Origin of the sequence: Pusillimonas noertemannii (genome assembly GCF_003096595.1) — a bacterium.
GTDB lineage: Bacteria > Pseudomonadota > Gammaproteobacteria > Burkholderiales > Burkholderiaceae_B > Pusillimonas > Pusillimonas noertemannii.
Genome location: NZ_QEKO01000004.1, coordinates 174,287 through 201,087, shown reverse-complemented (window position 1 = coordinate 201,087; position 26,801 = coordinate 174,287). Strand labels below are relative to the sequence as shown.

General features: G+C 63.5%; 23 protein-coding genes. 16 read left to right on the top strand and 7 right to left on the bottom strand.

Translation table 11 applies throughout. The annotated features are described in order from the left end of the window. Positions 1 to 9: 9 nt before the first annotated feature. From C7440_RS14230 to C7440_RS14220, 3 genes are all read left to right on the top strand, one after another. Positions 10 to 2,265, top strand: a complete 2,256-nt coding sequence (locus tag C7440_RS14230; protein ID WP_083851212.1) for a prolyl oligopeptidase family serine peptidase — start codon at positions 10 to 12, stop codon at positions 2,263 to 2,265. Positions 2,266 to 2,420: 155 nt separating this feature from the next. Continuing rightward, the gene (locus C7440_RS14225; RefSeq protein WP_017523334.1) at positions 2,421 to 4,022 is read left to right on the top strand and encodes an ABC-F family ATPase; all 1,602 of its coding nucleotides are present in this window, start codon (positions 2,421 to 2,423) and stop codon (positions 4,020 to 4,022) included. A 23-nt stretch (positions 4,023 to 4,045) separates the two neighbouring features. Continuing rightward, positions 4,046 to 4,639, top strand: coding sequence for an IMPACT family protein (locus C7440_RS14220; protein ID WP_017523335.1), 594 nt, complete (start codon positions 4,046 to 4,048; stop codon positions 4,637 to 4,639). 106 nt (positions 4,640 to 4,745) lie between these two features. On the opposite strand, the gene trxA is transcribed toward C7440_RS14220, so the two are convergent. Then, a complete protein-coding gene (trxA, locus tag C7440_RS14215; RefSeq protein WP_017523336.1) occupies positions 4,746 to 5,123 on the bottom strand; it encodes a thioredoxin in 378 nt (125 codons plus the stop codon). Positions 5,124 to 5,287: 164 nt separating this feature from the next. Further along, positions 5,288 to 6,586, bottom strand: a complete 1,299-nt coding sequence (locus C7440_RS14210) for an NCS2 family permease (RefSeq protein WP_017523337.1) — start codon at positions 6,584 to 6,586, stop codon at positions 5,288 to 5,290. Positions 6,587 to 6,688: 102 nt separating this feature from the next. Here C7440_RS14210 and tsaD point away from each other — a divergent pair, with 102 nt between their 5' ends. Next, a complete protein-coding gene (tsaD, locus tag C7440_RS14205; protein ID WP_026067710.1) occupies positions 6,689 to 7,738 on the top strand; it encodes a tRNA (adenosine(37)-N6)-threonylcarbamoyltransferase complex transferase subunit TsaD in 1,050 nt (349 codons plus the stop codon). A 41-nt stretch (positions 7,739 to 7,779) separates the two neighbouring features. On the opposite strand, the gene plsY is transcribed toward tsaD, so the two are convergent. Then, positions 7,780 to 8,475: a glycerol-3-phosphate 1-O-acyltransferase PlsY gene (gene plsY / locus C7440_RS14200; protein ID WP_017523339.1), complete on the bottom strand. Its 696-nt coding sequence runs from the start codon at positions 8,473 to 8,475 to the stop codon at positions 7,780 to 7,782. A gap of 110 nt (positions 8,476 to 8,585) precedes the next feature. On the opposite strand from plsY, the gene surE reads away from it, so the two are divergent. The 6 genes from surE (at position 8,586) to rlmD (ending at position 14,142) form a co-directional block, all read left to right on the top strand. After that, on the top strand, positions 8,586 to 9,332 hold the full coding sequence (surE, locus tag C7440_RS14195; protein WP_017523340.1) for a 5'/3'-nucleotidase SurE: 747 nt from the start codon (positions 8,586 to 8,588) through the stop codon (positions 9,330 to 9,332). 38 nt (positions 9,333 to 9,370) lie between these two features. Then, positions 9,371 to 10,150: a protein-L-isoaspartate(D-aspartate) O-methyltransferase gene (locus C7440_RS14190; protein ID WP_051019216.1), complete on the top strand. Its 780-nt coding sequence runs from the start codon at positions 9,371 to 9,373 to the stop codon at positions 10,148 to 10,150. A 24-nt stretch (positions 10,151 to 10,174) separates the two neighbouring features. Further along, complete coding sequence (locus tag C7440_RS14185) at positions 10,175 to 10,963, top strand: peptidoglycan DD-metalloendopeptidase family protein (RefSeq protein WP_026067711.1); 789 nt, start codon at positions 10,175 to 10,177, stop codon at positions 10,961 to 10,963. Next, entirely contained in the window at positions 10,960 to 11,736 is a 777-nt protein-coding gene (locus C7440_RS14180) for a 3'-5' exonuclease (RefSeq protein WP_017523343.1), read from the top strand. Before C7440_RS14185 ends, C7440_RS14180 begins: the two co-directional genes overlap by 4 nt. A gap of 141 nt (positions 11,737 to 11,877) precedes the next feature. Beyond that, entirely contained in the window at positions 11,878 to 12,540 is a 663-nt protein-coding gene (locus tag C7440_RS14175) for a hypothetical protein (RefSeq protein ID WP_017523344.1), read from the top strand. A gap of 255 nt (positions 12,541 to 12,795) precedes the next feature. Next, complete coding sequence (gene rlmD / locus C7440_RS14170) at positions 12,796 to 14,142, top strand: 23S rRNA (uracil(1939)-C(5))-methyltransferase RlmD (protein ID WP_116519125.1); 1,347 nt, start codon at positions 12,796 to 12,798, stop codon at positions 14,140 to 14,142. Here rlmD and C7440_RS14165 read toward each other — a convergent pair. Beyond that, on the bottom strand, positions 14,084 to 17,716 hold the full coding sequence (locus tag C7440_RS14165) for an AfsR/SARP family transcriptional regulator (RefSeq protein WP_017523346.1): 3,633 nt from the start codon (positions 17,714 to 17,716) through the stop codon (positions 14,084 to 14,086). The two genes, rlmD and C7440_RS14165, sit on opposite strands and share 59 nt — an antisense overlap. A gap of 167 nt (positions 17,717 to 17,883) precedes the next feature. Here C7440_RS14165 and C7440_RS14160 point away from each other — a divergent pair, with 167 nt between their 5' ends. Further along, positions 17,884 to 18,093 (top strand): hypothetical protein, encoded by a 210-nt coding sequence (locus C7440_RS14160; RefSeq protein WP_017523347.1) that lies wholly within the window; start codon positions 17,884 to 17,886, stop codon positions 18,091 to 18,093. 276 nt (positions 18,094 to 18,369) lie between these two features. On the opposite strand, the gene argH is transcribed toward C7440_RS14160, so the two are convergent. After that, positions 18,370 to 19,788 (bottom strand): argininosuccinate lyase, encoded by a 1,419-nt coding sequence (argH, locus tag C7440_RS14155; protein WP_116519005.1) that lies wholly within the window; start codon positions 19,786 to 19,788, stop codon positions 18,370 to 18,372. A gap of 152 nt (positions 19,789 to 19,940) precedes the next feature. Between argH and C7440_RS14150 the strand changes: the two genes are divergently transcribed. The 5 genes from C7440_RS14150 to C7440_RS14130 all read left to right on the top strand — a co-directional run bounded on the left by C7440_RS14150 (position 19,941) and on the right by C7440_RS14130 (position 25,023). Further along, the gene (locus C7440_RS14150; RefSeq protein WP_017523349.1) at positions 19,941 to 21,254 is read left to right on the top strand and encodes a mechanosensitive ion channel family protein; all 1,314 of its coding nucleotides are present in this window, start codon (positions 19,941 to 19,943) and stop codon (positions 21,252 to 21,254) included. A 35-nt stretch (positions 21,255 to 21,289) separates the two neighbouring features. After that, on the top strand, positions 21,290 to 22,939 hold the full coding sequence (locus C7440_RS14145) for an NAD+ synthase (protein ID WP_026067712.1): 1,650 nt from the start codon (positions 21,290 to 21,292) through the stop codon (positions 22,937 to 22,939). 63 nt (positions 22,940 to 23,002) lie between these two features. After that, the gene (locus tag C7440_RS14140) at positions 23,003 to 23,341 is read left to right on the top strand and encodes a P-II family nitrogen regulator (protein WP_017523351.1); all 339 of its coding nucleotides are present in this window, start codon (positions 23,003 to 23,005) and stop codon (positions 23,339 to 23,341) included. A gap of 32 nt (positions 23,342 to 23,373) precedes the next feature. Continuing rightward, positions 23,374 to 24,267 carry an amino acid ABC transporter substrate-binding protein gene (locus C7440_RS14135; RefSeq protein WP_026067713.1) on the top strand — a complete coding sequence of 298 codons (894 nt, stop codon included), beginning with the start codon at positions 23,374 to 23,376 and terminating at the stop codon, positions 24,265 to 24,267. A 21-nt stretch (positions 24,268 to 24,288) separates the two neighbouring features. After that, positions 24,289 to 25,023 carry a pseudouridine synthase gene (locus tag C7440_RS14130; RefSeq protein ID WP_026067714.1) on the top strand — a complete coding sequence of 245 codons (735 nt, stop codon included), beginning with the start codon at positions 24,289 to 24,291 and terminating at the stop codon, positions 25,021 to 25,023. Between the two features lie 66 nt (positions 25,024 to 25,089). Here C7440_RS14130 and C7440_RS14125 read toward each other — a convergent pair whose 3' ends face one another. Continuing rightward, positions 25,090 to 25,941: a 23S rRNA (adenine(2030)-N(6))-methyltransferase RlmJ gene (locus C7440_RS14125; RefSeq protein ID WP_017523354.1), complete on the bottom strand. Its 852-nt coding sequence runs from the start codon at positions 25,939 to 25,941 to the stop codon at positions 25,090 to 25,092. Positions 25,942 to 25,949: 8 nt separating this feature from the next. Beyond that, entirely contained in the window at positions 25,950 to 26,693 is a 744-nt protein-coding gene (gene ugpQ, locus C7440_RS14120) for a glycerophosphodiester phosphodiesterase (RefSeq protein WP_017523355.1), read from the bottom strand. Positions 26,694 to 26,801 lie beyond the last annotated feature (108 nt).

Here is a 26,801-nt window from a genome sequence, read left to right as displayed (position 1 = left end):
GGCCTTTCCATGCTCAGATGTCGTTTCACCTTGGCGTTCTCTGCTCTTTTGGCATTGGCCGGTTGCGGCGGGGGCTCGGACGAGCACAGCGAACCGCCACCGCCCGAGCTCGTCTATCCGGATACCACGGCAGGTTCCGACAGCGACACCTATTTCGGCCGCGTGGTGGCCGACCCTTATCGCTGGCTCGAAGACATCCGCGGTCAGCAGACCGACCATTGGGTCGAGGCGCAAAATCGGTTCACGGCCGACTACATCACTGCCTTGCCCGATTACAAAGCCATTGAAAAACGCATTGCGCCTTGGTTCGCGCCGCCGCCTGATGTCGCCCTCATGCGGTCGCTGAACATCGACCAGCCGGAAGACGTCCAGCGTGTGAAAGGTGTGCAGGGCGTCGACGGCCACTATTACTATCAGCTGCAAGTCCGGCGCGAGCGCCATCACCAGTTCATCCCCGGGCGCGACGCCCGCTTCGTCTCGGCCGACAACATCATCTATGTTGCTTCCGGCCCCGAAGCCGTCGACCAGGGCAAGGTCCTGATCAACGCGGACGATTTCCGCATTGACCCGGATGACGACATCCAGTTGATCAATCACCAGGTCTCATCCGACGGCCGATACCTAGTGTATGCGATGCAGCGCAACTTTGCAGACTTGGTCGAGCTGCATGTGGTGAGCCTGGCGCAGCCCACCCAGCTGATATTGCGCATACCGCACGTCTTCTCGCCGCAATTCACCTTGTATGGCGATGGGGTGGTCTATGCGTCGCCCAAAGGCACCACCGATCCTCATGTGTCTGCACATACATTTCAAACGCTTTACTACCAGCCTTTCTCCGGCGGCGAACGCCAGGCGTGGTTCCAAGGGACGCAGTTCGACCAGATCGGCAGTGCGCTGCATCAGGATCAGCTCTATATCAATATTGTGAGAGACATGCGGTCCAGCCAACTGCGGCTTGATCCCGCGCACCCCGAACAGGGGGCGCATGCCTTTCTTGGCACCCCCGAGGACCAGGAAAGCTTCAACTTCGCGGGCCCAAGCGGCGAGGACCCGGCCAAGATGCTGGTGATCACCACTCAGGGCGCTGCGTCCAACCGCTTGATCGAAGTCGACCCTGCCGACCCCTCGCCGGAAAGCTGGCGTGAAATCCTGCCCCGCAGCGCCCCGGGCGAAACGGTGTACGTCAACGAGATCGTGGCATGTGGCAGCGACTACTACGCCGAGCACCTCGACCTGGGCAGCAGCCGGTTGTTTCATTACAGCGCGGCGGGCGTCGACGAGATCCCGCTGCCGGGTCTTGGCGCCGTATCGAGCATGTATTGCGCCGATCTTGATGGCCAGGCGATATTGAATTACTGGTTCTCGACGCTGGCCCAGCCCTCGACCGGCTTCAGCTACAACCCGGCTACGAAGGTAGCCACGCGGGGAGCCACAAGGCGCTATGAGGGCTATGATCCGAACCTGTACGAGGTACGGCGACTTGTCGTGACCAGTGCCGACGGCGCCCAGGTGCCTGTGTACATCGCGCACAAGCAGGGCCTGCAGCCGTCGGGCGATGCGCCCAGCCTCATCTACGTCTACGGCGGCTTTGGCGTTGCGCTGACGCCCGGGTTTCAGGAAAAGGCCATTCCGCTGCTCGAAAGCGGGGGCATTTATGTCGTGGCCCAGGTCAGGGGCGGAAACGAATTGGGTTCCGACTGGCATGAGGCGGGCCGCTTGCTGAACAAGCAGAACACCTATGACGACGTTGTGGCGGTGGCCGAGCACCTGATCGGGCAGGGGCTGACCAGTCCCGGCAAGCTGGCGCTTCAGGGCGAGTCGAACGGGGGCTTGACCACCGCGGCCGTCGCCCTGCAGCGGCCCGATCTGTTCAGCGTCGTCTTTCCCACCGTCGGCGTGCTGGACCTGGTGCGCTACGACAAGTTCACGTCGGGTTTTGGCTGGCATGCCGACTACGGTGTCACCACCAGGCAGGACGAGTTCGAGAATCTGATGAAGTTCTCGCCACTGCATAACGTGAAGCCGCTGGCGTATCCGCCCACGTATGTCTTCACGGGCAAATCGGACGGGCGCGTCATGCCCGCGCATAGCTACAAGTACGCCGCCACCCTGCAGAATACGGCGACAGGCACCAGCCCCTATCTTCTGTATGCGTTTCCCAAAGACGGGCATAGCCTGGACCGAAACTGGCAAACGGTGTTGACCTATCTGTGGACCGCATTCTTCCATCATACGGGGTCCCGTTTTGCTGGATTGGCAAACTGACCCCCAGCAGGGGCCGCCAGCGCGACCAAACTTGATACACTAGCTCTTTGCATCAGTACGATGGGCTGTTCTGGCCCATCTTTCATTTGGCGAAGGGTCGGCGCCACAGCGGCCGATCCCAGCACGCCCGAATTCTTCTATCTATACGGTTTCAATTGATCTCCACCGCTAATCTCACCATCCAGTTCGGCCCCAAGCCGCTTTTTGAAAACGTCAGCGTCAAGTTCGGCGATGGCAACCGCTATGGCCTGATCGGCGCCAACGGATCGGGCAAGTCCACCTTCATGAAGATCATAGGCGGCGATCTCGAACCTTCGGCGGGCAATGTGTCGCTGGAGCCCGGCGTGAGGCTGGGCAAGCTGCGCCAGGATCAGTTCGCCTACGAAGACGTGCGCGTGCTCGACGTCGTGCTCATGGGCCACGAAGAGATGTGGCAGGCGATGACCGAGCGCGATGCCATCTACGCCAACCCCGACGCCAGCGAAGAAGACTATATGCGTGCGGCCGATCTCGAGGCGAAGTTTGCCGAGTACGACGGCTACACCGCCGAGGCCCGCGCCGGCGAGCTGCTGCTGGGCCTCGAAATTCCCACCGAGCAGCACCAGCTGCCCATGCGCGAAGTCGCGCCGGGCTGGAAGCTGCGCGTGCTGCTGGCCCAGGCGCTGTTCTCGAACCCCGACGTGCTGCTGCTGGACGAGCCCACCAACAACCTCGACATCAACACCATCCGCTGGCTCGAAGACGTGCTTAACGGCTACGACAGCACGATGATCATCATCAGCCACGACCGCCACTTCCTCAACCAGGTCTGCACCCACATGGCCGATCTGGATTACCGCGAGCTGCGCGTGTATCCGGGCAACTACGACGACTACATGCTGGCGGCCGCCCAGGCGCGCGAGCGCATCTCCGCGGTCAATGCCAAGGCAAAAGAACGCGTGGCCGACCTGCAGGACTTCGTGCGGCGTTTCGCTGCCAACAAGTCGAAATCGCGCCAGGCCACTTCGCGGCTCAAGCAGATAGACCGCATCAAGGCCGAAACGATAGAGGTCAAGCCCTCGTCAAGGCAGAACCCCTACATTCGCTTCGAGCAGAACAAGGTGATGCATCGCCTGGCCGTCACGGTCGAGAAGATCTCCAAGGCCTACGACCAGCCGGTCATCGGCTCGTTCTCGGCCATGATCGAGGCGGGCGAAAAAGTGGCCATCATCGGCGCCAATGGCGTGGGCAAGACGACCTTGCTGCGCATGCTGGGCGGCAAGCTGCAGCCCGACTCGGGCACGGTCAAGTGGTCGGACAGCGCCGACCTGGGCTATATGGCGCAAGACGTCTCCGATCAGTTCCAATCGGACAGCAACGTGTTCGACTGGATGGACGATTACCGCCAGCCGGGCGACGACGACCAGTCCATCCGCGCGGTGCTGGGGCGCCTGCTCTTTTCGGCCGACGACATCGTCAAGCCTGTCAAGGTGCTGTCGGGCGGCGAGAAAAACCGCATGACCTTCGGGCGCCTGATGCTGGGCCGGCACAACGTCATGCTGCTCGACGAGCCCACCAACCACCTCGACATGGAATCGATCGAATCGCTGCAGTATGCACTTGAAAAATACGAAGGCACGCTGTTCTTCGTGTCGCACGACCGCCAGTTCGTGTCGGGCCTGGCCACTCGCGTGATCGAGATCCTGCCCACGGGCGAGATCATCGACTACCAGGGCAACTACGACGACTACCTCGCATCGCGGGGCATCGCCGGCTGAACCTGCGGCTGTAGCGTCCGGTCATGCTCTATACGCTGGAAGGCCTTCATGCCCACGAAGAAGAAATCAAGAAGAGCCGCTTCCTGGCCATGGCGGGGCCTGCCGGCTCGGCCCAGGAGGCCCTGGATTTCATTGCGACGCACAGCGTGGTCTCGGCTACTCATAATTGCTGGGCGTATCGGGTGGGGGACGCCTATCGCTTCAACGACGACGGCGAGCCCGGAGGCACGGCGGGGCGCCCCATACTGATGGCCATCGACGGCCAGCAGTGCGATCAGGCAGTGGTGCTGGTGGTGCGCTGGTTTGGCGGTGTCAAGCTGGGGTCGGGCGGGTTGGTGCGGGCTTATGGCGGCGCGGCGGCCCAGTGCCTCAGGCTGGCGCCCAAGGCGCCCATCGTGCCGCGCACCATGCTGGCCTGCCGCTGCCCCTTCGGCGACATGGCGCTGATCCAGTCAAAATTCGCCGGTCTTGACGTAACGGTGGCGGCAGAAGATTTCGATGCCGAGGGCGTGGCCTGGCAACTGGCATTGCCCAGCGCTCATGCGCACGCTTTCATGGAGCTGTTCATCGACCTGACCCGGGGCCGGGGCGAAATCGGCGTCAAAGGGGCAGGGTAGCCACCGAGGCCCGGCATGCTTGCCCGCGCAGGAGCGGTACGCTGCCGTGCTGTTCCATTCCCATGCCGCAGATCGGTGGCCAGGCGCCGCCTGGCCACCGATCTGCTTACTGCTGGTCGCCCTGGTTTTCCTGTTGGGCGATTTCAGCGTGAACCTGCGCCATGTCCAGCGCCTTTACCTGGGTGATCAGTTCTTCGAGCTGGCCGGCCGACAGTGCGCCCGCCTGGTTGAACAGCATGACTCGCTCGCGAAACACCATCAGGGTGGGAATGGAGCGGATGCGCATGGCCGCGGCCAGTTCGTCCTGCTCTTCGGTGTTGATCTTGGCGAAGGTGATGTCGTCGTGCTGTTCGGCCGCCTTCTCGAACACGGGTGCGAAGTTGCGGCAGGGGCCGCACCACGGGGCCCAGAAATCGATGATCAGGGGCTTGTCGCTCTGGATGGCCGCCTCGAATGTGTCCTTGGTGAGTTCTATGGTGCTCATGGAGTATCCTGAATAAAAAGGCGGCCTATCAAAGGCCGCCAGTTGCAAGAATGCTTCGTTGAATACCAGTGTACATTTTTTTCTGCCCGGGGCCGAGCCAGGGCGAAAAAACTGCCGTTGGGCGGCAGGCAAAGGACGGGCCGATACTGGCCCGCCCCGCCTGCTTATTCAGGATAGAAGGCGTACTTTATTACGAACAGCACCGCCACTATGAGGGTGGCCAGGTGAATCTGGCGCACGCGCCCGGTAATGGCCTTGAGCACCACATAGCTGATGAAGCCGAAGGCCAGGCCGTTGGCGATGGAGTAGGTGAAGGGCATTATCAGCGCCGCGATGGCCGCCGGAGTGGCTTCGGTGACGTCGTTCCAGTCGATCTCGGCGACTTCGCGCAGCATGAGGCCGGCCACATAAAGCAGGGCGGGGGCCGTAGCATAGCCGGGCACGGACTGGGCCAGCGGCGAGAACAGCAATGCCAGCAGGAACAGCACGGCCACGGTCAGGGCGGTAAGGCCGGTGCGGCCGCCCGCCTGAACGCCCGAGGCGCTTTCGATGTAGGCCGTGGTGCTGCTGGTGCCCAGCAGCGAGCCGCCCACGATGGCGGTGGAGTCGGCCAGCAGCGCGCGGCCCAGGCGGTTGGGTTTGCCTTCGGGCAGCAGGTTGGCCCGCTTGGCCACGCCTATCATGGTGCCGGTGGCGTCGAAGACCTCGACCAGAACCAGGACCAGGATGACGTGCACGATGCCCATGTGCAGGGCGCCCATGATGTCGAGCTGCAGGAAGGTGGGCGCAAGGCTGGGCGGCGACGAGAAGATGCCGTGGAACTCGTTGTTGCCAGTGAGCATCGACAGCACCGTGATGATGAGGATGCCGATGAGGATGGCGCCCCGCACTTTCAGGGCGTCAAGGGCGGCAATGATGAAGAAGCCCAGAATGGCAAAAAGGGTGGGGGTTGAGGTAAGGTCGCCCAGGCCGACGATGGTGGCCTCGTTGGGCACCACGATGCCCGCGCCATTGGGCCCCAGGGCAATAATGGCCAGGAACAGGCCGATACCGGCGGCGATGGCCGAGCGCAGCGATTTGGGAATGCCCTCTATCAGCCAGGAGCGAATGCCGGTAACGGTTAGAATGACGAATATCACGCCGGAAATGAACACCGCGCCCAAGGCCTGTTGCCAGGTGAAGCCCATTGCGCCCACCACCGTGAATGCAAAGAAGGCGTTCAGGCCCATGCCGGGCGCCATGCCGATGGGCCAGTTGGCCACGAAGGCCATGATCAGCGTACCCAGTGCGGCGGCCAGGCAGGTGGCGACGAACACGGCGCTGTGCTCCATGCCCGTGGTCGACAATATGGCCGGGTTGACGAAAATGATGTACGACATGGTCAGGAAGGTAGTTATCCCGGCCAGTATTTCGGTGCGTGCATCGGTGTTGTGCTCATTTAGCTTGAAAAGTTTTTCTAGCATTGGCTCATCCCCATAAAGCGGTTTGGTTTTATGACTTATTGATTCTGGTCCGACAGCCAGCATTCTAAGGCTGTTTTACGCCCAGTTGTACATTTGCACATCATGATTATTCTTGGTTACGAGAGTTCTTGCGACGAAACCGGCGTGGCGCTGGTTTGCACCGAGCGCGGCTTGCTGGCTCACAGCCTGCACAGCCAGATCGCCATGCACCGCGATTACGGGGGCGTGGTGCCCGAGCTGGCCTCACGCGACCACATCCAGCGCGTGCTGCCGCTTACCCGGCAGGCCCTGGACGAAGCCAGGCTCACACTGCAAGACGTGGACGCCATCGCCTATACGGCCGGGCCGGGGCTGGCCGGCGCGCTGCTGGTGGGTGCCAGCGTGGCTCAATCCATAGCCTGGGCCCTGGGGCTGCCCGCCATCCCGGTGCATCATCTCGAGGGCCATCTGCTTTCGCCCCTCCTGGCCACGCCCGCGCCGGATTTTCCCTTCGTCGCGCTGCTGGTGTCCGGCGGGCATACCCAATTGATGAAGGTCGAGGGAGTGGGGCGCTACGAATTGCTGGGCGAAACGCTCGATGACGCGGCCGGCGAGGCCTTCGACAAATCAGCCAAGCTGCTGGGGCTGGGCTATCCGGGCGGGCCGGCGCTTTCCCGCCTGGCGCAGCAGGGCGATCCGGCCGCCTTCGACCTGCCGCGCCCCATGCTGCACAGCCCCGATCTCGATTTCAGCTTCAGCGGCCTGAAGACGGCGGTGCTTACCCGCCTCAAGGCCCTTGAAGGGCAGGCCGGCGGCCTCACCGAAAGCCAGCGGGCCGATCTGGCCGCCTCGACCGAGGCCGCCATTGTCGACGTGCTGGGCGGCAAGGCCATCAAGGCCATGAAGCGCAGCGGCCTGAAACGCCTGGTTGTGGCGGGCGGCGTGGGGGCCAACCGGCTGCTGCGCCAGCGTCTGGTCGACGACATGAAGAAACTGGGGGGCGAGGTTTATTTCCCGCCGCTGGACCTATGCACCGACAACGGCGCCATGATCGCCTTTGCCGCGGCCCAGCGGGTGCGGGCCGGGCTGGTCGACCTGGCCGACCGGGGGCACGCGTTTACCGTGCGTCCCCGGTGGGATCTTCACGAGCAGGCGGCGCCCGCCGAGGCCTGAGCAGCCGGCTGCGGCGTGGCTTTCAGGGCCGGGCTCTAGACCTAGTGTTTTCTGCCGCCACTGCGTCGCCGCGGCCCTGGGTGCCCCTTTTCTGCGGAGCCCTTGTTTTTGCCGATGCGGTCTTCTTTGCCCGCGAGCAGCCGCGCGATATTGGCCTGGTGGCGATAGCACAGCAGCACGCTGATCACGACAACGGCCAGGCAGATAGCACCCTCGAAACGCCAGGCGATGTTGCCGCCAAAAAGATAATACAGGGGCGCAAAAATCGCCGCGACGATGGCCGCCAGGGAAGAATAGCGGGTGGCAAAGGCCACGATGAGCCAGGTGGCCACCGTGGCCGCCGCCAGCCAGGGCTGGAAACCCAGCAGCACGCCCAAGGCGGTGGCCACGCCTTTGCCGCCCTTGAATTTCAGGAACAGGGGGTACACATGCCCCAAAAAGACCGCGACGCCGGCCAGCCCGACGGCATAGCCCGGCAGGCCCCAGTGCCGCACTGCGAGCGAGGCCAGCCACACCGCGGCCCAGCCCTTGGCCGCGTCGCCCAGCAAAGTAAGCGCAGCCGCCGTACGGTTGCCTGTACGCAACACATTGGTGGCGCCGGGGTTCTTCGAGCCGTAGCTACGCGGGTCGCTCAACCCCATGATGCGGCTGACCACCACCGCGAAGGGAATGGAACCCAGCACATAGGCCAAGGCGACCAGGGCGAGAATGGCAAGCACGAGAAACGACGGCGGCATGGACTTGGGAACTCCTGAGTGACTGCGCTAGATTCTAGCGCGGCCCGGCCAAAACGATAAAACGACCGGGTACAATTGGCTACGTTCAGTTGAGTTTCCTGGAAGTAACGATGCGCATATTGGTGTCTAACGACGATGGCTACAACGCAGAGGGCATCGAGGCCCTGGTGGCGGCCCTGAAGGGGCTGGGCGAACTCACCATCGTCGCACCCGAGACCAACTGCAGCGGGGCCTCGAACTCGCTTACGCTGAATCGGCCCCTTTCGGTGCGCCAGGCAGCCAACGGCTATTACTTCGTGAACGGCACGCCTTCCGACTGCGTGCACATTGCGCTTACGGGGCTGCTCGACTTTCGTCCCGACCTGGTTGTCTCGGGCATCAACAACGGCGCCAATATGGGCGATGATACTTTGTATTCGGGCACCGTGGCGGCCGCGACCGAAGGCTATCTGTTCGGCATCCCGGCCATCGCCTTTTCGCTGGTAAAAAAAGGCTGGGAACATCTCGATTCCGCCGCCCGGGTGGCGCGGCAGGTGGTCGAGCGCCAGATCGCCCAGCCATTGGCCGGCAACACGCTGCTCAACGTCAATATTCCCGCCGTGCCGTACGAAGCAATGCAGGGTTTCACCGTTACCAGGCTGGGCAAGCGCCATCCGTCCGAACCCGTGGTAAAAAGCAGCACTCCCTATGGCGATCCGGTCTACTGGATAGGGCCGGTGGGCCTGGTGTCCGACTCTGCCGCCGACACCGATTTCGGCGCCATCGAGCAACATGCGGTGTCCATTACCCCGTTGCGCCTCGACCTTACCCACTACGAGCAGCTGTCTCACCTGAAGGCCTGGGCCGAACCCCTATGAGCAAACCGGTAAATCGTTTTCCCTTTGCCTCGGGCACCATGAACAGGTTCGGGCGCTCCAGCCTGGGCGGCGGGCCCTCCACCACCAATAGCAATGCCCGCATCGCCACGATGCCGGGCCGCCTTCCTGTGCCCGCCACGCCGGTGCGCCCGCTGGCCGCCGCCACCGCCAACCTGGGGCTCAATTCCGACCGCCAGCGCGCCGTCATGGTGCAGAGGTTGCGTAACCAGGGAATACAAGATGAAAGAATCCTGAACGCGATGCTGACCGTCCCCCGGCACGTATTCGTCGACGAAGGCCTGGCCAGCCGGGCCTACGAAGACGCCGCCTTGCCCATCGGCTACGGGCAGACCATTTCGCAACCCTGGGTGGTGGCCAGGATGATCGCGGCCCTGTGCGAAGAGCGCATGCCTACAAGGGTGCTCGAGGTCGGGGCCGGCTGCGGCTACCAGGCCGCCGTACTGGCCCAGCTGGTCAAAGAGGTCTATGCGATCGAGCGCATCCGGGGCCTCTACGACATGGCGCGCTTTCATTTGCGCACGCTTCGACTGGCCGCCAGAGTACGGCTATCATTTGGCGATGGCATGGCGGGTTTGCCCAGCAGCGCACCTTTCGACGGTATTATTGTGGCAGCCGCAGGTATTAAAATCCCTGCATCATTGCTTGAACAGCTAGCCATCGGCGGGCGACTCATCGCTCCCGAGGGCGGCGCAACGCAGCGCCTCGTGCTGATCGAACGAACCGGCCCGGCCACATGGCGGCGCCAAGAGCTCGAGTCCGTCCGATTCGTACCGCTGCGGGCCGGCACGCAATCATAAAGTTTCTGGTTTTAGGAGAGCCCTATGCATTCAGCGACGTCCTCGTCTGTCGTCACAACTTCGACTCAATCCCGGCATGGTCGCCAGGCCCTGGTGATTGCTTCGTTGTTGGCGTTGGCGATATTGGCGGGTTGTGCGTCCAGAACGACGCGCGCACCGGTCACCGACATGTCGGGCGGACAGACCGATACCGCGCCCGCCACCGGCACCTACGTGGTCAAGCCGGGTGACACGCTGTACCAGATTGCGCAGCGCCATGGCATGGATGTCTCCACGCTGGTCAGCCTGAACAACATCTCCGATCCCAGCCAGTTGCGTGTGGGCCAGACACTGCGCCTGTCGAGCAGCGTGCCGGCGCCGGCCACCTCGCCGTCAACGGCCACACCCCTGCCGGTAACCCCGGTGGCGCCCGCCGAGCCGCCCACGCCCACGCGCGCGTCCGACGCCAACCTCATTTCCTGGGGCTGGCCCGCCAGCGGCAAGATCATCCAGGGCTTCAATTCCAACACCAAGGGCATCGACATCCAGGGGCAGGTCGGCGACCCGGTGATTGCGGCCGCCTCGGGCAAGGTCATGTACGCGGGCAATGGGGTGCGTGGGCTGGGCAATCTCATTCTCCTGGGCCACAGCAACGGCTTCATCACCGCTTATGCCCACAACGACAAGCTGCTGGTCAAGTCGGGCGATTCAGTCTCCAAGGGCGATAAAATCGCTTTGCTGGGGCAGACCGACACCAGCTCGCCCCGCCTGCACTTTGAAATCCGCCGCAGCGGCACGCCCGTCGACCCGCTTTCCTACCTGCCCAAGCGATGACGCCCACGCTGGTCTTCGACCTCGAAACCATCCCCGACGCGCAGGGCTTGCGCACGCTGGGCAGCTACGACCCGGCCATGACCGACGAGCAGGTTATCGAAGCGGCCCTGCAGGCCCGCCTGGAATCGCATGGCAGCGATTTCCTGCCCCTGCACCTGCATAAAATCGCGGTGGTGGGCTGCGTCTTTCGCGACGACAACGGCTTTCGCGTCAAGACACTTGGCCAGGCCGACGATCCCGAAGCCGCTCTGATAGGCGGTTTCTTCAAGACCATCGAACGCTACACCCCACGGCTGGTCAGCTGGAACGGTTCGGGCTTCGACCTGCCGGTGCTGCATTACCGCAGCCTCATACACGGGGTGCAGGCGCCCCGGTATTGGGACACCGGCGAAGACGACCGCGATTTCAAGTTCAACAACTACATCAGCCGCTACCACAACAGGCATATCGACCTGATGGACCTGCTGGCCAAGTACAACGGGCGGGCCAACGCTCCGCTCGACGACCTGGCCAAGCTGTGCGGCTTTCCGGGCAAGCTGGGCATGGACGGCAGCCAGGTGTGGCGCGCCTGGTCCAGCGGCCAGGCCGACGAGGTGCGCGCTTATTGCGAAACCGACGTCGTGAATACCTGGCTGGTGTATTGCCGTTTCCGCTTCCTGCGCGGCGAGCTCGACCAAACCGCCTACGAGGCCGAGGTCGACCTGGTGCGCGAAACGCTTTCGGCCAGCGATGCCGCTCACTGGAAGGAATACATGGCGGTCTGGAACGCCTGATTCCTCTGCGCATGTGCTTGCGGGCTGTTCGTGGCGCGCCTGAAATCGGCTGAAAACAATTCCCCGGCGGTGAAACAGTTCCGAAATTGCTTCGGGTCGACAATGGCGACTCCTATCCAAGAAGGCAAGAAGGAAACCACCATGCAGAAAAACACCGCTCTCATTCTCAAGCTCGCCGCCGTTGCCGCCGCTGTTTCCATGCAGGGCGTGGCGCTGGCCCAGCCTGCATCGACCGCTCCCGCCACGCCCGCGGCGGAACAGGCCCCCGGCGCCAAGCCGGACGGCAGGGCGCACGGGCACTCGTCCATGCATCATCACAAGCACATGCGCGGCCACCATCATCAGCATCGCGCGGCCATGCTCGTGCCCGGCTATGGCCCCCTGGGTGAAAAATCCGTCGAAGCCCTCAAGCTGAATGACAGCCAGAAAAAGCTGCTGCAAGAGGCGCGCGATGCCCAGACGGCGCAGCGCGGCGAGCGATTCGCGGCCATGAAGGACAAGCGCCAGGAGCGCGTCGATGCGCTCAAGGCTGGCAAGGTCGATCCGCGTGCCGCACTCAAGGAAGCCGAAGCGGCGCACAAGGCAGCCGCCGAGCAGCGCGAGAAAACCTCGGAGAAATGGCTGGCCTTGTGGGATTCGCTGGATGACGGGCAGCAAAAGCTCGTGGCCCAGAAATTTGCCGAAAAGGCCGAGAAGCGCGCCGAGTTCATGAAGAAGCACGCCGAACGGCGCGCCGCCAAGGACAAGGCGGGCGACAAGGCTCCGGCCGAGAAGGCCGCACAGCCGGCAACGACCCAGTCCTGATTCCTTGTCGACAATAGCGGCGCGGCACGAAGCCGCGCCACGCGGATCGCGGCGCCCGATGCTTTCTCAAGCCGGGCGCCGTTTTCTCGCCCTTATGCCGGACACGACAGCACTGTCTTGAAAGGCTCCATGCCGCCCGCCGCGCCGCCATGTGCCGGGGGGCTGCCGCGCCATGCGGAAACCGCCCGAAAGCGCGACGGTTTCGTGTCCTTTACAATTCGCTCCTGACTTTTTCTTGCGGCAGAATTGTTTTTTATGTCCGAAGTACTTGATATTGAGTCCCTGGATCTGGAAGCCCGGGGCGTGGCGCACCACGATGGCAAAGTGGTCTTCGTCGAGGGCGCCTTGCCGGGCGAACGGGTGCGGGCGCACATCGCCAGGCGCAAGCCCTCGTTCGATGTCGCCCGCACAGAGCATGTGCTCAAGCCGTCGGCCCAGCGGGTGGAGCCTGCCTGTCGCTATTTCGGGCAATGCGGGGGCTGTGCCATGCAGCATCTGACGCCCGCCGCCCAGGTTGCCGTCAAGCAACGTGTGCTGGAAGATGCGCTGGGCCACATCGGCAAAGTGAAGCCGCAGCAGGTGCTGACGCCGATGCATGGCCCCGCCTGGGGCTACCGTTACCGGGCCAGGCTCTCGGTCCGGCTGGTGGCCAAGAAGGGCGGGGTGCTGGTGGGCTTTCGCGAGAAGCGGGGCGCCTACGTGGCGGATATGGAGCAATGCCTGGTGCTGCCTCCCCATGTGTCGCAGCTGCTGACCCCCTTGCGCGCGCTGATAGGCGCCATGAGCATCCCCAAGAGCATTCCTCAGATCGAGGTGGCGGTGGGCGATGAGGGCACCGCCTTGTTGTTGCGCCACATGGAGCCGCTCGAGGAACACGACCTTCAGTTGCTGCGCGCCTTTGCCGACAGGCATGGAGTAATGTGGTGGCTGCAGCCCAAGGGCCCCGACACGGTGCATCCGCTCGAGCGCCGCGATACGGACGCCCTGGCTTATCTCCTGCCCGAGTTCGGCTTGCGCATGGCGTATCGGCCCACCGACTTTACCCAGGTCAACAGCCAGATCAACCGGGCCCTGATTTCACGGGCGCTTGGCCTGCTGGAGGTCCAGCCCTCGGATCGGGTGGCCGACTTCTTTTGCGGCCTGGGAAATTTCACCTTGCCTCTGGCCACGCGGGCCCGCGAGGTGGTGGGCATCGAAGGCAGCCAGGCCCTGGTCGACAGGGCGTCCGCCGCAGCCATGCAGAACGGCCTGGCCGGCAGCGCGCGCTTCACCACCCTGAACCTGTTTACCGTGGACGCCCAATGGCTGCGTGGCCTGGGCCGTTTCGACCGCATGCTGATCGACCCGCCCCGGGAAGGGGCCGAAGCGGTGTCGCGTGCCCTGGCCGCCCTGGGGCCGCAAGAGCGTCCGTGCAGGCTGGTGTATGTTTCGTGTAGTCCCGCCACCCTGGCCCGCGATGCCGGAATTCTGGTGCACGAGGGCGGCTACCAGCTAAGCGCGGCCGGCGTCGTCAACATGTTTCCGCATACGGGTCACGTCGAATCTATCGCGGTATTCGATGAGCCAGGCACTCGTGGCGCATCTGCTCGAGCAGCGAGCTGAAGAAACCTTCGTGTACTCGTCGCGCGGCGAGCAGGCCTTCGTCGATGGCGCGCAGTTGCTCGTCATGGCGGCCCAGAAGGCCACAGGCTTCGGCCAGCGCATGAAAGAACATGACGGCCACGCCGGGCATCACCTGCAGAATGCCCTGGACGCAGGCCCTTAGCCTGGGCAGGCTTTCTTCGCTACCCTCGCGGGCGTGCTTCCAGGCCATCAGCATGTCGCCTATGCCTTGCCACAGCGCCAGTTCGTACAGGCCGGCGTGCAGACGCAATTCGCGCGCGAAGCGGCCCGCGGTATCGGCATTGCCCAGGAAGCGGTGAAGCAGGGCGGCGAAGGCCAATGCAAAGCAAAGCGTATCGGGATTGTTGCGGGCCCGGGCCATCTCGAGCGATTGGCGGCTGGCGGCAAGGGCCTGGCCGATGCGGTTGGCGCGCCAATGCGCCCATGAAAGATGGGCCAGGCTGGTAACGCGCGGGTCCAGGCCCTCGGGCGTGCCGCGGCAGGAGCCGGCGGGCTGATCCACGGCGGCCTGGGCGTAGCGGCAGGCCTCGTCGAGCTGGTTGCGCCATAAGGTGATGTTGGCGGCTGCTGAATAGGCCTGGGCCAGCAGATCGGCATCGCCGCTGTCGCGCGCCAGCTTCAGCAGGCGCTGGGTAAGCTCCCATGACTTCAGAAAGCTGGAACCCTTGCGCGAGCTGGACACCATCCATTGGCCCCACAGTATCTCGAAGCGTTGGGCGATGGGCACGGTGTCGGCATCCAGCGCCAGCGCGCGATCGTAAACCTCCACCGCGTCTTCGGATCCATACCCGCGCAGCAGCAGCAGGGCCTGGCCCAGCGCGAGAAGCAGTTCTCTTTCCATGGCGTCGCGCTGCTTGTCGCGCGGCAGGGTGGGAATAAGGTCGAGGCCCGCGTGAAGATGGCCGGAGGCTTCGGCACAGGCCGAAACGGCCAGCGCCTGGCGGCCCGCGCGCAGCCACCAGGGTATGGCCGCCCTTGTGCAGCCCGCCGCGGTGTAGTGCCGGGCGACTTCGCCCGGTTGCTGTGCGGCGCGCTGACAGTAGTGGTATTCGAGGGCCAGCGCCACCCTTCGGTGGGCTTCTTGCCTGTCCGACTGGATTTGCGAACTGTAGGCGGCTTCCTGGATGAGTGCGTGATGGAACTGGAAGGCGTCGACCCGCGATTGCGCGGGCGCGATGATGCGGGCCTCGACCAGTTGGGCCAGGGTTTCGTCCAGTTTCTGGTCGTCGAGCCGGCCGATGCGTTGAAGCAGGCCGCGCTCGAATTTTCGGCCCAGCGTTGCGGCCAGCTGCATGGTGCGCCGGGCCTGGGGTACCGCTTCGAGCCGGACCAGAAGCAGGTAGTTCAGGCTGGCCGGTATGGCCTCGCAGTCGGCCGTATCGGCGGCAAGCTGGGCCATTTCATGCGCATACAGTGGAATGCCGTCGGCTCGCTCCACGATGCGCTCAACGGCTTGGCGAGAGAGGTTTCTGGAGGTCGACCGTGCCAGCCGGGCAATGTGCTCGTTGCCTAATGGGGCCAGGTCGAACACCGAGTTTCCCTTCAGCCAGGCGGGACGAAACTCGGGCCGGGCGGTGACCAGCGTGAACAAGGCCACCCGGTCTTGCCGATTGATGAGGCGCTCGAGCAGGTCGAGGCTGGTAACGTCGAGCCAATGCGCATCTTCGATGACAAGAAGCACCGTCTGGCGCGCGGCCCGGCTGTCGAGCAGCGTCAGGATCATGTCGAGTGTCTGCAGCTTGCGTTGGCGTGGCGGCAGCACGGGCGCGTCGTCAGGTGCGATCGACAGCATGTCCATGAGGATGGGCCTGGCTTCGTCCGCGACGGCGCCGTGGTGTTGGGCGAGATAGCGGTCGAGCTTGTCGCGCTGCTGCTGCCGGGTGTCGTCCACCCGAAAGCCCATGGCGGATTCGAACAGGGCGATGATGGGGTACAGGGGTGTGTGCTGGTGCTCTGGAAAGCAATGCAGATGACGAACAGCGGTATTCACGGGGGCGATGGTGTCGCGCAGGGCAAGGGCCAGTCGGGTCTTGCCTATGCCCGCTTCGCCGCGCACGACCAGGAATTGGGGGTTGCCCCAGCAGGCCTGTTCCCAGGCATCGCTCAGGCGGCGCAATTCGGCCTTGCGCCCCACCATGGGCGCGGGCGGGTTGAACGATTCGCCGGGCCCGGACGGCTGTCTGGAGTCGACGAGCCTGAAGGTCGGCACGGACGCGCCCGCTTCATGGGTGCCTTCGCCATCTGTCTTCAGGGGCTTCAGGGCTTCGACCTTGAAACGGCCGTGAAGCAGGCGCCGGGTGGCGTCGCTGATGACGACCCCGCTTTTCTGCATGCGCCTGCAAAGCCGCCAGGCCCCTGTCGAGACGTCTCCCACAATGTCGGGCAGGGCCGGATCGAAGCCGGCAAGAATGATTCCGGTGTGAATGCCCGCACGCAGGCGATATTGCTTCGAGAAGCGAGCCTGCAGTTCGAGCGCGGTTTGTATGGCAAGCTCGCCGGCGTTTTCGCACGCTTCGGGATAGCCAATATAAGCGTAGATGTATCCACCTTGCCCCAGCGTAATGTGGCCGGCATGGCGGCGCAGTATCGCCGCGCACAGCGAACGGGCCCCGGCCAGTTGCTCCGGATTGTCGGCGGCGGCGCCGCCTGGCAGGTCGACGTGGCAGCATAGTATCGTGGCTTGCCGGCGCCCCGTCGCCGCCTGCGGGGGCTCCGGTTCGGCCGGAGCCTGCACCGGGGCCTCGGGTTCGACCTCGCGCTTGTGGATGGTTTCGAACATGGCCTGCGTGCTTCGATCGGGTTCTACGCTGAGGTCGCGCGCGAGTGCGTCGCGATACACATCGTAGAGCGTTTCGGCCGTGCCATGCTGGCCCTTGCACGCCAGCAGGCGCATATGTTCACGATGGCCCGCTTCGTTCCAGGGTTCGAGCTGCACGCAGCGTTGGGCGTAAGCCAGGGCCGGCCCCAGCCTGCCCAATGTTTCATAGGCGTTGCGAAGCCGCTCGGCGCACGAAAAGGCGTGCCCGCGCAATTTGTGCCGCTGGGCATCCAGCCATATGTCGAAGTCGGGCGCATCGGCAAGCGAGAGTCCGGCCAGGAATTCGCCCTGGTAGGCATCGGCACGCGCCTTGAAGCGGGCCAGGCAAGGTTCGCAGGGCGGCGATCCGGGCGTTGTGGGGCATTTGCTACAAGTCGGCGCTTGTTCAGTGAGGTTCTTGAGGTCTATCCAGCAGTGCGAGGTCGAGTAATGAAAACGTACCGATTCGCGGCTGGCATGCAACAGTTCGTTCGCTTCGGGACCGAAGACCTGTCGCAGGTAGTACAGGGTCTGGCGAAGGTTGGTGCGGGCCGCATCGGCGGGCAGGGCGGGCCAAAGCAGGGCAGAAAGATGCTCGCGTGGATGGCTGCGGTCTGACTCCGCGACCAGGTAGGCCAGAAGGGCGATCACCTTGTCGTACAGTTTTCCGCCCCAGGGCTGCCCGTCCCGCACGAGCCGCGTCTCGCCAAGCAAGCGTATGGAAAGGCGGGGTTGAGGGGAGTGGATGGGATTCATGAGCGCATTCTGGCTTACGGTCGGCTTACGCTGCTTTGTTCAAATCAATACAAGTGTAAGTTTTCTGTGAACTGTTTGGCCAAGCATAACGTGCCGGCTCGGCCGGCGCCAGTCTTCAACCCCACCCGCGACGATCTCCATTCGTCGCTTTTGATGCACGAGAGACTATGAACATTTCGCTCCAGACCCTCGAAACCCTGCACCGCCTCACCAGCCAGGATACCGCCCTGCTCGACAACCTGTATGCGGTTCGATCGCTCGAGCAGGCAGTAGACGTCGTGGCCGATTCGGCCCGCCGCCTGTGCGTCTCCATCGATCGGGGCGAGGTCGTGTCCTACTTCGAGAACTCGCTTACCGGGGTCGGTCCGCACGACTGATTCCTGCCTGTTCAAGCCAGTTTTCCCGGTCGAGCCATTGCCGCTCGGCCTACTTTTTATTCCATGACAGTTACTAACAGAATTAAATGGAATTAAAAAGAATCAGGTGGCTTAAAGTATTTCAAAAATTTACCTGGTCATGGGTAAGCCGCCTTGTGCGCAGCGTGTCGGGGTCGGCACGGCACCGCAAAGCTATTCAGGCCAAAACCCCGGGGCCCGGGTGTAATTGCCGCCGTTTTTCCAAGCGCGCGCCAAGCGCCGCCCCACTTCAGGAGCTTAGCGGGTTTCGTCCAGCACGCGCTGGGCTTCGATCTTTACGCGTTCGGGGGCGGTGCCGCCGATGTGATTGCGGGCCGCCACAGAGCCTTCCAGCGTCAGCACGTCGAATACGTCCGGCTCGATCGAAGCATGGAAGGCCTGCAACTGCTCGAGCGGCAAGTCGGCCAGGTCGCAGCCCTGTTCTTCGCAGCTGCGCACGGCGTGGGCCACCGTTTCGTGGGCATCGCGGAAGGGCACGCCTTTTTTGACAAGGTAGTCGGCCAGGTCGGTGGCCGTGGCGAAGCCCTGTAGCGCCGCTGCGCGCATGGCGTCGGGCTTGACCCGGATGCCGCCGACCATGTCGACGAAGATCGTGAGCGTGTCGCGAATGGTGTCGGCCGAGTCGAACAGGCCTTCTTTGTCTTCCTGGTTGTCTTTGTTGTAGGCCAGGGGCTGGCCCTTCATGAGGGTAAGCAGAGCCACGAGGTGGCCATTGACGCGCCCGGTTTTGCCTCGTGCCAGCTCGGGCACGTCGGGGTTCTTCTTCTGGGGCATGATGGAACTGCCCGTGCAGAAGCGGTCGGCCAGATCGATGAAACCCACGCGCGGGCTCATCCACAGAACAAGTTCTTCGGAAAACCGGGAGATGTGGGTCATGATCAGGGCCGCGGCGGCGCAGAACTCGATGGCGAAGTCGCGGTCGGACACCGCGTCGAGCGAGTTGCGGCATACGCCATCGAAGCCCAGCGCTTGCGCGACGCGCTCGCGGTCGATGGGATACGAAGTGCCGGCCAGTGCGGCGGCGCCCAGCGGCAGGCGATTGACCCGCTTGCGGCAGTCGGCCAGGCGCTGCGCGTCGCGGTCGAACATCTCGGCATAGGCCAGCAGGTGGTGGCCGAAGGTAACGGGCTGGGCCACCTGCAGGTGGGTGAAGCCCGGCAGTATGGTGCCGGCGTGCTGCAGGGCCAGTTCGGCAAGATTGCGGCGCAGCTGGCGCAGCAGATCGATGCTGGTGTCGATTTCGGCGCGCAGCCACAGGCGGATGTCGGTGGCCACCTGGTCGTTGCGCGAGCGGCCCGTGTGCAGGCGCTTTCCGGCATCGCCAATTAGCTCGACCAGCCTTTTTTCGATGTTCAGGTGCACGTCTTCGAGGTCGAGCGACCATTCGAAGGCATTTTGCTGGATTTCTTGCAGGATTTGCGCCATGCCGCGCTGGATGTCGGCATTGTCTTGCTGGCTGATGATGCCGATGGCGGCCAGCATGTCGGCGTGGGCGAGCGAACCCTGGATATCTACCGCGGCCAGCCGGCGGTCGAAATCGACCGAGGCGGTGTAGCGTTTGACGAGATCGGAAACCGGTTCGGAAAAGCGCGCAGACCAGGCCTGGGCTTTGTTGGCAAATTGGCTTTGCCCGGAAGGGGGGGTGTTTTTGGACATAGGGCCGGATTATAAAACAGGGGCAGGTAACGAAATCTTGCGCGAATGGGGTATTGTATTAGGCTTTTTGCACGAAACGAAGCGCCCGGGCGGGCTCGCAAGACCCTGGCCGGGGCGATAATGCGGGGTATCGAAGCGCGTTGACAGCAGACATGGAACTTGCGATAGAACACAACAACCTCATGGCCAGATGGCTGGGCGACAACTGGTTCGGCAATCACATACCCGATTCCACCTGGGCCCAGGTGGTGATCGGTCTAGCCGTCCTCGCCGTGCTGGTCTTCCTGGCCAGCTGGCTTACCGACAAGGTGGCCGTAACCGTGGCGCGCCGCATGCTCAAGGTGGTGGGCCGCGAAGACTGGTCCACCGCGCTGCACCGCCGGCGGGTGTTTCGCACCATCGGCTATCTGGTGCCGCTGTTGGTCCTTACCATCAATGTCACCCTGCTGCCCATTACCGAAAAGTACGTCGAGCCCGTTTCGCGCTTCTTGCAGGCGGTCTGCCTGGTGTATTTCTTCATGGCCCTGCATGGGCTGCTGCGGGCCTGGCTCGACACTTATTCGGCCACCACCCGCGCCCAGACCCGCTCCATCAAGGGCTATCTGGAACTGGCCAAGATCGTCCTGTGGGGCATATGCATCATTCTGGTGTTCTCGCTGCTGATCAACAAGTCTCCGCTGTTGATGCTGTCGGGCCTGGGCGCACTGTCCGCGGTGCTGCTGCTGGTGTTCAAGGACACTTTGCTGTCGCTGGTGGCCAGTACGCAAATGACCACCAACGACATGCTGCGCATCGGCGACTGGATCGAGATGCCGCAGGCCAACGCCGACGGCTTCGTCATCGATATCGCGCTGCACACGGTCAAGGTGCAGAACTGGGATAAGACCGTCACCACCGTTCCCACCTACAAGCTGTTCTCGGAAAGCTACCGCAACTGGCGCCACATGTTCGAATCGGGCGGGAGGCGCATCAAGCGCACCTTGCGCATCAATGCGGCCACGGTGCGCTTCCTGACCGAGGACGAGGTCAAGAACCTGTCGCGTTTCTGCCTGCTTACTGACTATCTGGCGGGCAAAGAGGCCGATATTGCCGAAACCAACCGCTCGCTGGGTGCGCTGGCCAGCGAGCCGGTCAATCGGCGGCGCCTTACCAATCTGGGCACCTTCCGGGCCTATGCGTTGGCTTACCTGAAGCAGCACAACGAGTTGCGCCAGGACATGCTGATGATCGTGCGCATGATGGAGCCCGAGTCAGAGGGCATTCCCGTAGAGGTGTACTGTTTTTCGGCCAACACCGCGTGGGTGGAGTACGAGCGCATCCAGGGCGATGTCTTCGACCACCTGCTGGCCATTTTGCCCGAGCTCTCTTTGCAGCTGTACCAGGCGCCGTCCGGAGCGGATTTCGTATACGGGTTGCAAGGCGCCGCCGCGGCCCGCTCGGAGGCTGTCGCTCCCCTCGTGCGATAATTTTATTTTCGTGATTCCAATACGGGCTCTTGTCAATGGCGGTTGTAAAAGTCGGTCTTGCCCAGGTTAATTCCCGAGTGGGCGATCTGAAGGCGAATGCGGCCAAGATTCTCGAGGTTGCGCGCTGGGCGCGCGGCCAGGGCGTCGACCTGCTGGTAACGCCGGAACTCACGCTTACGGGGTATCCGGCCGAAGATCTTTTCCTGCGCGACGAATTCATACGCCGCCACGAGCAGGCCTTTGAAGGCCTGTGTGCCGACCTGGCCGGGCTGGGCGGCCAGATGCGTGTCGTGGTGGGCCACGTGCGGCGCATCGACGGCAGGCTGTACAACGTGGCATCGGTGGTGGGCGAGGGCAGGGTCCTGGCCAGCTATTGCAAGCACGAGCTGCCCGACTACGGGGTATTTGACGAAGAGCGGTACTTCTCCGCCGGCCAGGAACCCACGGTATTCGAGGTAAAGGGCCTGCGCTTCGGGCTCAATATCTGCGAAGACGCCTGGCTGCCCACCGGTCCCGCCATGGCGGCCGAGCACGGGGCCCAGGTGCTGCTGGTGCTCAATGCCTCCCCCTACAGCGTCGACAAGCAGAGGCTGCGCTTCGAGCAGGTGGGCGCCAACGTGCGGGGCATGACAGCCATCTACGTCAACAAGGTCGGGGGCCAGGACGAACTCGTCTTTGACGGGGCCTCTTTCGTGCTCGATGCCGAAGGCGGCACCAGGGCCCGCCTGCCGGCCTTCGAAGAGGCATACGGACTGGTCGAGCTGGACGAGAAGGGCGTGCCCGCGAGCAGCGCGTTCTCGACAGCGGGCGGGTCGCTCATGCCCACGCCGGCTCAGTGGCCGCCCATGCTCGAGCAGGTGTACCAGGCACTGAAGCTGGCCTTGTCCGACTATATGGCCAAGACAGGTTTCGGCAAGGTCGTGCTGGGCCTGTCCGGAGGCATCGATTCGGCGCTGGTGCTGGCCATTGCCGTGGACGCCATCGGCGCCGAGAACGTGCGAACCGTGATGATGCCTTCGCGCTACACCGCCGACATCTCGCAGGCCGATGCACTTGAAATGGCCCGCAAGCTGGGCGTGGAGCACGACGAGATCCTGATCGGGCCGCTGGCCGAAGGTTTCGATGCGGCGCTGGCGCCGCTGTTCGCGGGCCTGCAGGCCGACGCCACTGAAGAGAACATCCAGGCGCGCATCCGCGGCACGCTGCTCATGGCCTTGTCCAACAAATTCGGCAGCCTGGTGGTCACAACGGGCAACAAATCCGAGCTGGCAACCGGCTATTGCACGCTTTATGGCGACATGGCCGGCGGCTTTGCCCTGCTCAAGGACGTGCCCAAGACCATGGTGTATGCTTTGTCGCGGTGGCGCAATGAGCGCTCCGCGGCCATCCCCGAGCGCATCATCACGCGCCCGCCTTCGGCCGAGCTGCGCCCCGACCAGACCGACCAGGACAGCCTGCCGCCCTACGACATTCTCGACGGCATCATCGAACGCTATGTCGAGCTCAATCAGTCCGCGCAGCAAATCGTCGAGGCGGGCTATGCGCCCGAAACGGTTGCGCAGGTGGCCCGCCTGATACGCATCAACGAATACAAGCGCAGGCAGGGCGCGGTGGGGCCCAAGATAACGTCGCGCGCCTTTGGCCGGGACTGGCGCATGCCCATCGCCAACGGCTATCGCGACTAGGGCCTGTCAACAGGCCCTGGCCTTCTGCAACCAGGCATATACACCACTAATGGAGCCCAGCACATGAAGCTGATCGCCGCAATCATCAAACCATTCAAGCTCGACGAGGTGCGCGAAGCCCTGGCCGAGATCGGCGTCAGCGGCCTGACCGTCACCGAGGTCAAGGGCTTCGGCCGCCAGAAGGGGCATACCGAGCTGTACCGGGGCGCCGAGTATGTGGTCGACTTCCTGCCCAAGATCCGCATCGAAGTGGTGCTGCCCGCCGACATGGTCGAGTCGGCCATCGAGGCCATCGTCAAGGCCGCGCGCACCGGCAAGATCGGCGATGGCAAGATATTCGTCCTGCCCGTCGAGCAGGCCATACGCATCCGCACCGGCGAGTGCGGCGTCGAGGCGCTGTAGCGGCGCCGCAATCCGCAACACAAGGAGGGACAATGAAGCTACTACCCATGATGCTGGCGGCGCTGATCGCCATGCCGGTGGCCGCTCAGGCGCAGGGCCGGCTCGACAAGATCAAGGAAACCGGGCAGATTACCCTGGGCGTGCGCGAGTCGTCGATTCCGTTCTCCTACCTCGACGACGCGCAAAAGCCTGTGGGCTATTCCATCGACATCTGCCATGGCATCGTCGATGCGCTCAAACAAAAACTGGGGCTCGAGCAGCTTCAGGTCAAGCAGATTCCGGTCACTTCATCCACGCGCATTCCGCTGGTGGCCAACGGTACCGTCGACATCAGCTGCGGTTCGGCCACCAACAACGAACAGCGCCAGCAGCAGGTCAGCTTTGCGCCCACCACCTTCGTCACCTCGACCCGCTTCGCGTCGCTCAAGTCATCCGGCGTGAATGACCTGGCCGACCTGAAGGGCGCCACCGTCATTTCCACGGCGGGCACCAGTAATCTGCGCTGGCTCACACAAGTGAATGCGGAAGAAAAGCTGGGCATGCGCATCATGAACGCCAAGGACCACTCCGAGGCGTTTCTCACAGTCAACAGTGGCCGCGCCGTGGCCTTCTTCATGGACGACATCCTGCTGGCGGGCCTGGTGGCCAACTCGCGCAACGCCGACGATTGGACCATCAGCGAGAAGGCCTACACGGTGGAACCCTACGGCATGATCCTGCCCAAAGACGATCCCGAGTTCAAGCAGGCGGTCGACGAAGCCGTGAAGGCCATGATGCAAGATGGCCGCCTCAAGAAGATGTATCAAAAATGGTTTACGCAGCCCATTCCGCCGCGCAACATCAATCTGAACTGGCCCATGTCGGCCGAGCTGGAAAAGGTCATTGCCAACCCCACCGACTCGCCGCGGCCCGAAGACTATAAATAAGTAAGGCAACCCCCCAAGCCCATGGAAAAAGCAAGAATATCGAAACTGATGGCCGAGCGCGGGATGTGCTCCCGGCGCGAGGCCGACGCTTACATAGAGCGCGGCTGGGTACGCGTCGACGGCGTGGTGGTTTCAGAACTGGGCAGCAAGGCCTACCCCAACCAGAAGATCACCCTCGACAAGCAGGCCCAGCGTCGCCAGGGTTCGCGCGTGACCATTTTGCTCAACAAGCCCGTGGGTTATGTGTCGGCCCAGGCCGAGCGCGGCTACCGGCCTGCTGTGTCGCTGATCAGCGCCCGCACGCTGCACAATCCCTCGCGTTCGCCGTTTCCGTTCGACCCTTCGCACTTGCGCGGGCTGGCGCCAGCAGGGCGGCTGGACATTGATTCGCAGGGCCTGCTGGTGCTGACCCAAGACGGCCGCATTGCGCGCCAGCTCATCGACGAGAACTCCGACATAGAAAAAGAATATCTCGTCAGGGTCGAAGGGCGCATGGCGGGCAACGGGCTCAAGCTGCTCAACCATGGGCTGAGCCTTGACGGCCAGGTGCTCAAGCCGGCGCACGTCGAATGGCAGAATGACGATCAACTGCGTTTCGTGCTGCAAGAGGGCAAGAAGCGGCAGATCCGCCGCATGTGCGAGCTGGTCGGCCTGAAGGTCGTAGGGCTGAAGCGCGTGCGCATGGGCCGCATCGTTCTGGGCGACCTGCCGCCGGGCAAATGGCGCTACCTGCGCGAAGGCGAGCGCTTCATATAGCCCCCGCATCCAGGCTGCTGGTGGCCCTGCTTCGTCGCGAAGCGCGGTTCCAGGGGCCGGGCGGGCCTAGGCGGAGGCTTTCAGCGTATGGCCGGCCCTGTCGTCCTGCGCCAGCGTGGTGGCGAGCCAGGGCAGGGCCTGTTCGAGCCGCTCGCGCAAGGTATAGGGCGGGTTGATGACGAACATGCCGCTGCCGTGCAGGCCGAAACCGGTCTTGGCCGGCTTGCGCACGGTCAGCGTGGCGTGGGTCCATTGCACCTTCAGTTTTTCCAGCGACCGTGTCATTTCGGCCACTTCGCGCCGTTGCACCAGCGGGTACCACACCACATAGCAGCCGGTGGCAAAGCGCTTCAGGCCTTCGTCAAGCGCCTGCATCACCTTGCGGTAGTCGCTCTTGTCTTCGTACGAGGGGTCGACCAGCACGATGCCCCGGCGCGTGGGCGGCGGCAGCAGGGCCTTCAGCCCCGAGAATCCGTCGGCTTCATAGACGGCGGTCTGGCGGATTGCCAGCTTGTCCTGCTGGGCAAGATTGTGTTTGAGTACTTCGACTTCCGAGGGGTGCATCTCGAACAGGCGCAGCCTGTCTTTGTCGCGCAGGGCACCCAGGGCCAGCCAGGGCGAGCCGGGATAGAAGTTGGCTACGCCGTCGGGATTGAAGCGCTGGACCTCTTCCAGGTAGCGCGTGATGAGCTCGGGCTTTTCGCCGGGGCCCAGCAGGCGGTCCAGGCCGTCGGCGAACTCGCCGTTGGTGCTGGCCCAGTCGCTGGTAAGGTCGTAGATGCCCGCGCCCGCATGGGTGTCCATGACCCAGTAGGGATTATCCTTGAGATTGAAGTGGTCAAGGATGTGAACGAGTATGGCGTGCTTGAGCACGTCGGCATGGTTGCCGGCGTGAAAGGCGTGTCGATAGCTGAACAAGGGCGGGCCTATGTGGGTTGAAGAGCGCCGGGCAGTGTGTCTATGGCGTCGGTGAATACCGCGTCGCAATCCCATTGCAGCAGATCGCGTGCCCGCTCGGCGTCATTGACGGTCCAGGCGGCTATTTTATAGCCTTTGCGGTGCACGGCTTGAATCACCCGAGGGTTGATGTGCTCTTGTTCCAGATGCAGCGCGGCGCAGCCAAGCCGCGACATGCGGTCGCTCCAGTCACCGGCAAGCGGGCCTTCGAGCAGCAGGGCGCGCGGCAGTTGGGGCGCCGTGTCTCGGGCCGCCCGCAGCGCGTCTTCTGAAAATGAAGACAGCAAGGGCGGAGCTTCCGCATCTTTCCATAGCCTTGCCGCCATCTGGGCGACCACCCGGCCGGTCAGTGCCTCGCGGCCCGGCTGCGGCTTGATCTCGATATTGCTGTGCATGCGGTTGGCCAGGGTGAAGGCGGCAATCGAATAAAGCGTGGCCAGCGGCTCGCCGGCATAGGGCGGGCTGTGCCAGCCGCCGAAATCGTACCGGGCCAGGTCGGTGAAACTCAGTTCGTCGGCATTGCCGTGCCCGTTCGAGGTGCGCCGCAGGTCGCGGTCGTGAAGGACGATGGGCATTTCGTCGCGGCTGAGCGCCACGTCGTACTCCACCATGGACAGGCCCAGGCCTGCAGCCAGCCGCATGGCCGCCAGCGTGTTTTCGGGAGCCAGGCGTCCCGCTCCGCGATGGGCGATGATTCGTGGGTAGGGCCACATGAGCGTAGTGTTCCAGTGATGGTAAACTGCAAAACTTCGGCGCCCGGCCGGTATTGCGTATGGGTCGGCGGCGTTCGGCCCATCGGGGCAAAAGACCATAAATCGTAA

Bases quoted from the DNA above. Each gene is read 5' to 3' on its own strand.
- C7440_RS14230 (WP_083851212.1), top strand. From the start codon at position 10: ATGCTCAGATGTCGTTTCACCTTGGCGTTCTCTGCTCTTTTGGCATTG.
- C7440_RS14220 (WP_017523335.1), top strand. From the start codon at position 4,046: ATGCTCTATACGCTGGAAGGCCTTCATGCCCACGAAGAAGAAATCAAG.
- trxA (WP_017523336.1), bottom strand. From the start codon at position 5,123: ATGAGCACCATAGAACTCACCAAGGACACATTCGAGGCGGCCATCCAG.
- C7440_RS14210 (WP_017523337.1), bottom strand. From the start codon at position 6,586: ATGCTAGAAAAACTTTTCAAGCTAAATGAGCACAACACCGATGCACGC.
- tsaD (WP_026067710.1), top strand. From the start codon at position 6,689: ATGATTATTCTTGGTTACGAGAGTTCTTGCGACGAAACCGGCGTGGCG.
- plsY (WP_017523339.1), bottom strand. From the start codon at position 8,475: ATGCCGCCGTCGTTTCTCGTGCTTGCCATTCTCGCCCTGGTCGCCTTG.
- surE (WP_017523340.1), top strand. From the start codon at position 8,586: ATGCGCATATTGGTGTCTAACGACGATGGCTACAACGCAGAGGGCATC.
- C7440_RS14190 (WP_051019216.1), top strand. From the start codon at position 9,371: ATGAACAGGTTCGGGCGCTCCAGCCTGGGCGGCGGGCCCTCCACCACC.
- C7440_RS14185 (WP_026067711.1), top strand. From the start codon at position 10,175: ATGCATTCAGCGACGTCCTCGTCTGTCGTCACAACTTCGACTCAATCC.
- C7440_RS14180 (WP_017523343.1), top strand. From the start codon at position 10,960: ATGACGCCCACGCTGGTCTTCGACCTCGAAACCATCCCCGACGCGCAG.
- C7440_RS14175 (WP_017523344.1), top strand. From the start codon at position 11,878: ATGCAGAAAAACACCGCTCTCATTCTCAAGCTCGCCGCCGTTGCCGCC.
- rlmD (WP_116519125.1), top strand. From the start codon at position 12,796: ATGTCCGAAGTACTTGATATTGAGTCCCTGGATCTGGAAGCCCGGGGC.
- C7440_RS14165 (WP_017523346.1), bottom strand. From the start codon at position 17,716: ATGAATCCCATCCACTCCCCTCAACCCCGCCTTTCCATACGCTTGCTT.
- C7440_RS14160 (WP_017523347.1), top strand. From the start codon at position 17,884: ATGAACATTTCGCTCCAGACCCTCGAAACCCTGCACCGCCTCACCAGC.
- argH (WP_116519005.1), bottom strand. From the start codon at position 19,788: ATGTCCAAAAACACCCCCCCTTCCGGGCAAAGCCAATTTGCCAACAAA.
- C7440_RS14150 (WP_017523349.1), top strand. From the start codon at position 19,941: ATGGAACTTGCGATAGAACACAACAACCTCATGGCCAGATGGCTGGGC.
- C7440_RS14145 (WP_026067712.1), top strand. From the start codon at position 21,290: ATGGCGGTTGTAAAAGTCGGTCTTGCCCAGGTTAATTCCCGAGTGGGC.
- C7440_RS14140 (WP_017523351.1), top strand. From the start codon at position 23,003: ATGAAGCTGATCGCCGCAATCATCAAACCATTCAAGCTCGACGAGGTG.
- C7440_RS14135 (WP_026067713.1), top strand. From the start codon at position 23,374: ATGAAGCTACTACCCATGATGCTGGCGGCGCTGATCGCCATGCCGGTG.
- C7440_RS14130 (WP_026067714.1), top strand. From the start codon at position 24,289: ATGGAAAAAGCAAGAATATCGAAACTGATGGCCGAGCGCGGGATGTGC.
- ugpQ (WP_017523355.1), bottom strand. From the start codon at position 26,693: ATGTGGCCCTACCCACGAATCATCGCCCATCGCGGAGCGGGACGCCTG.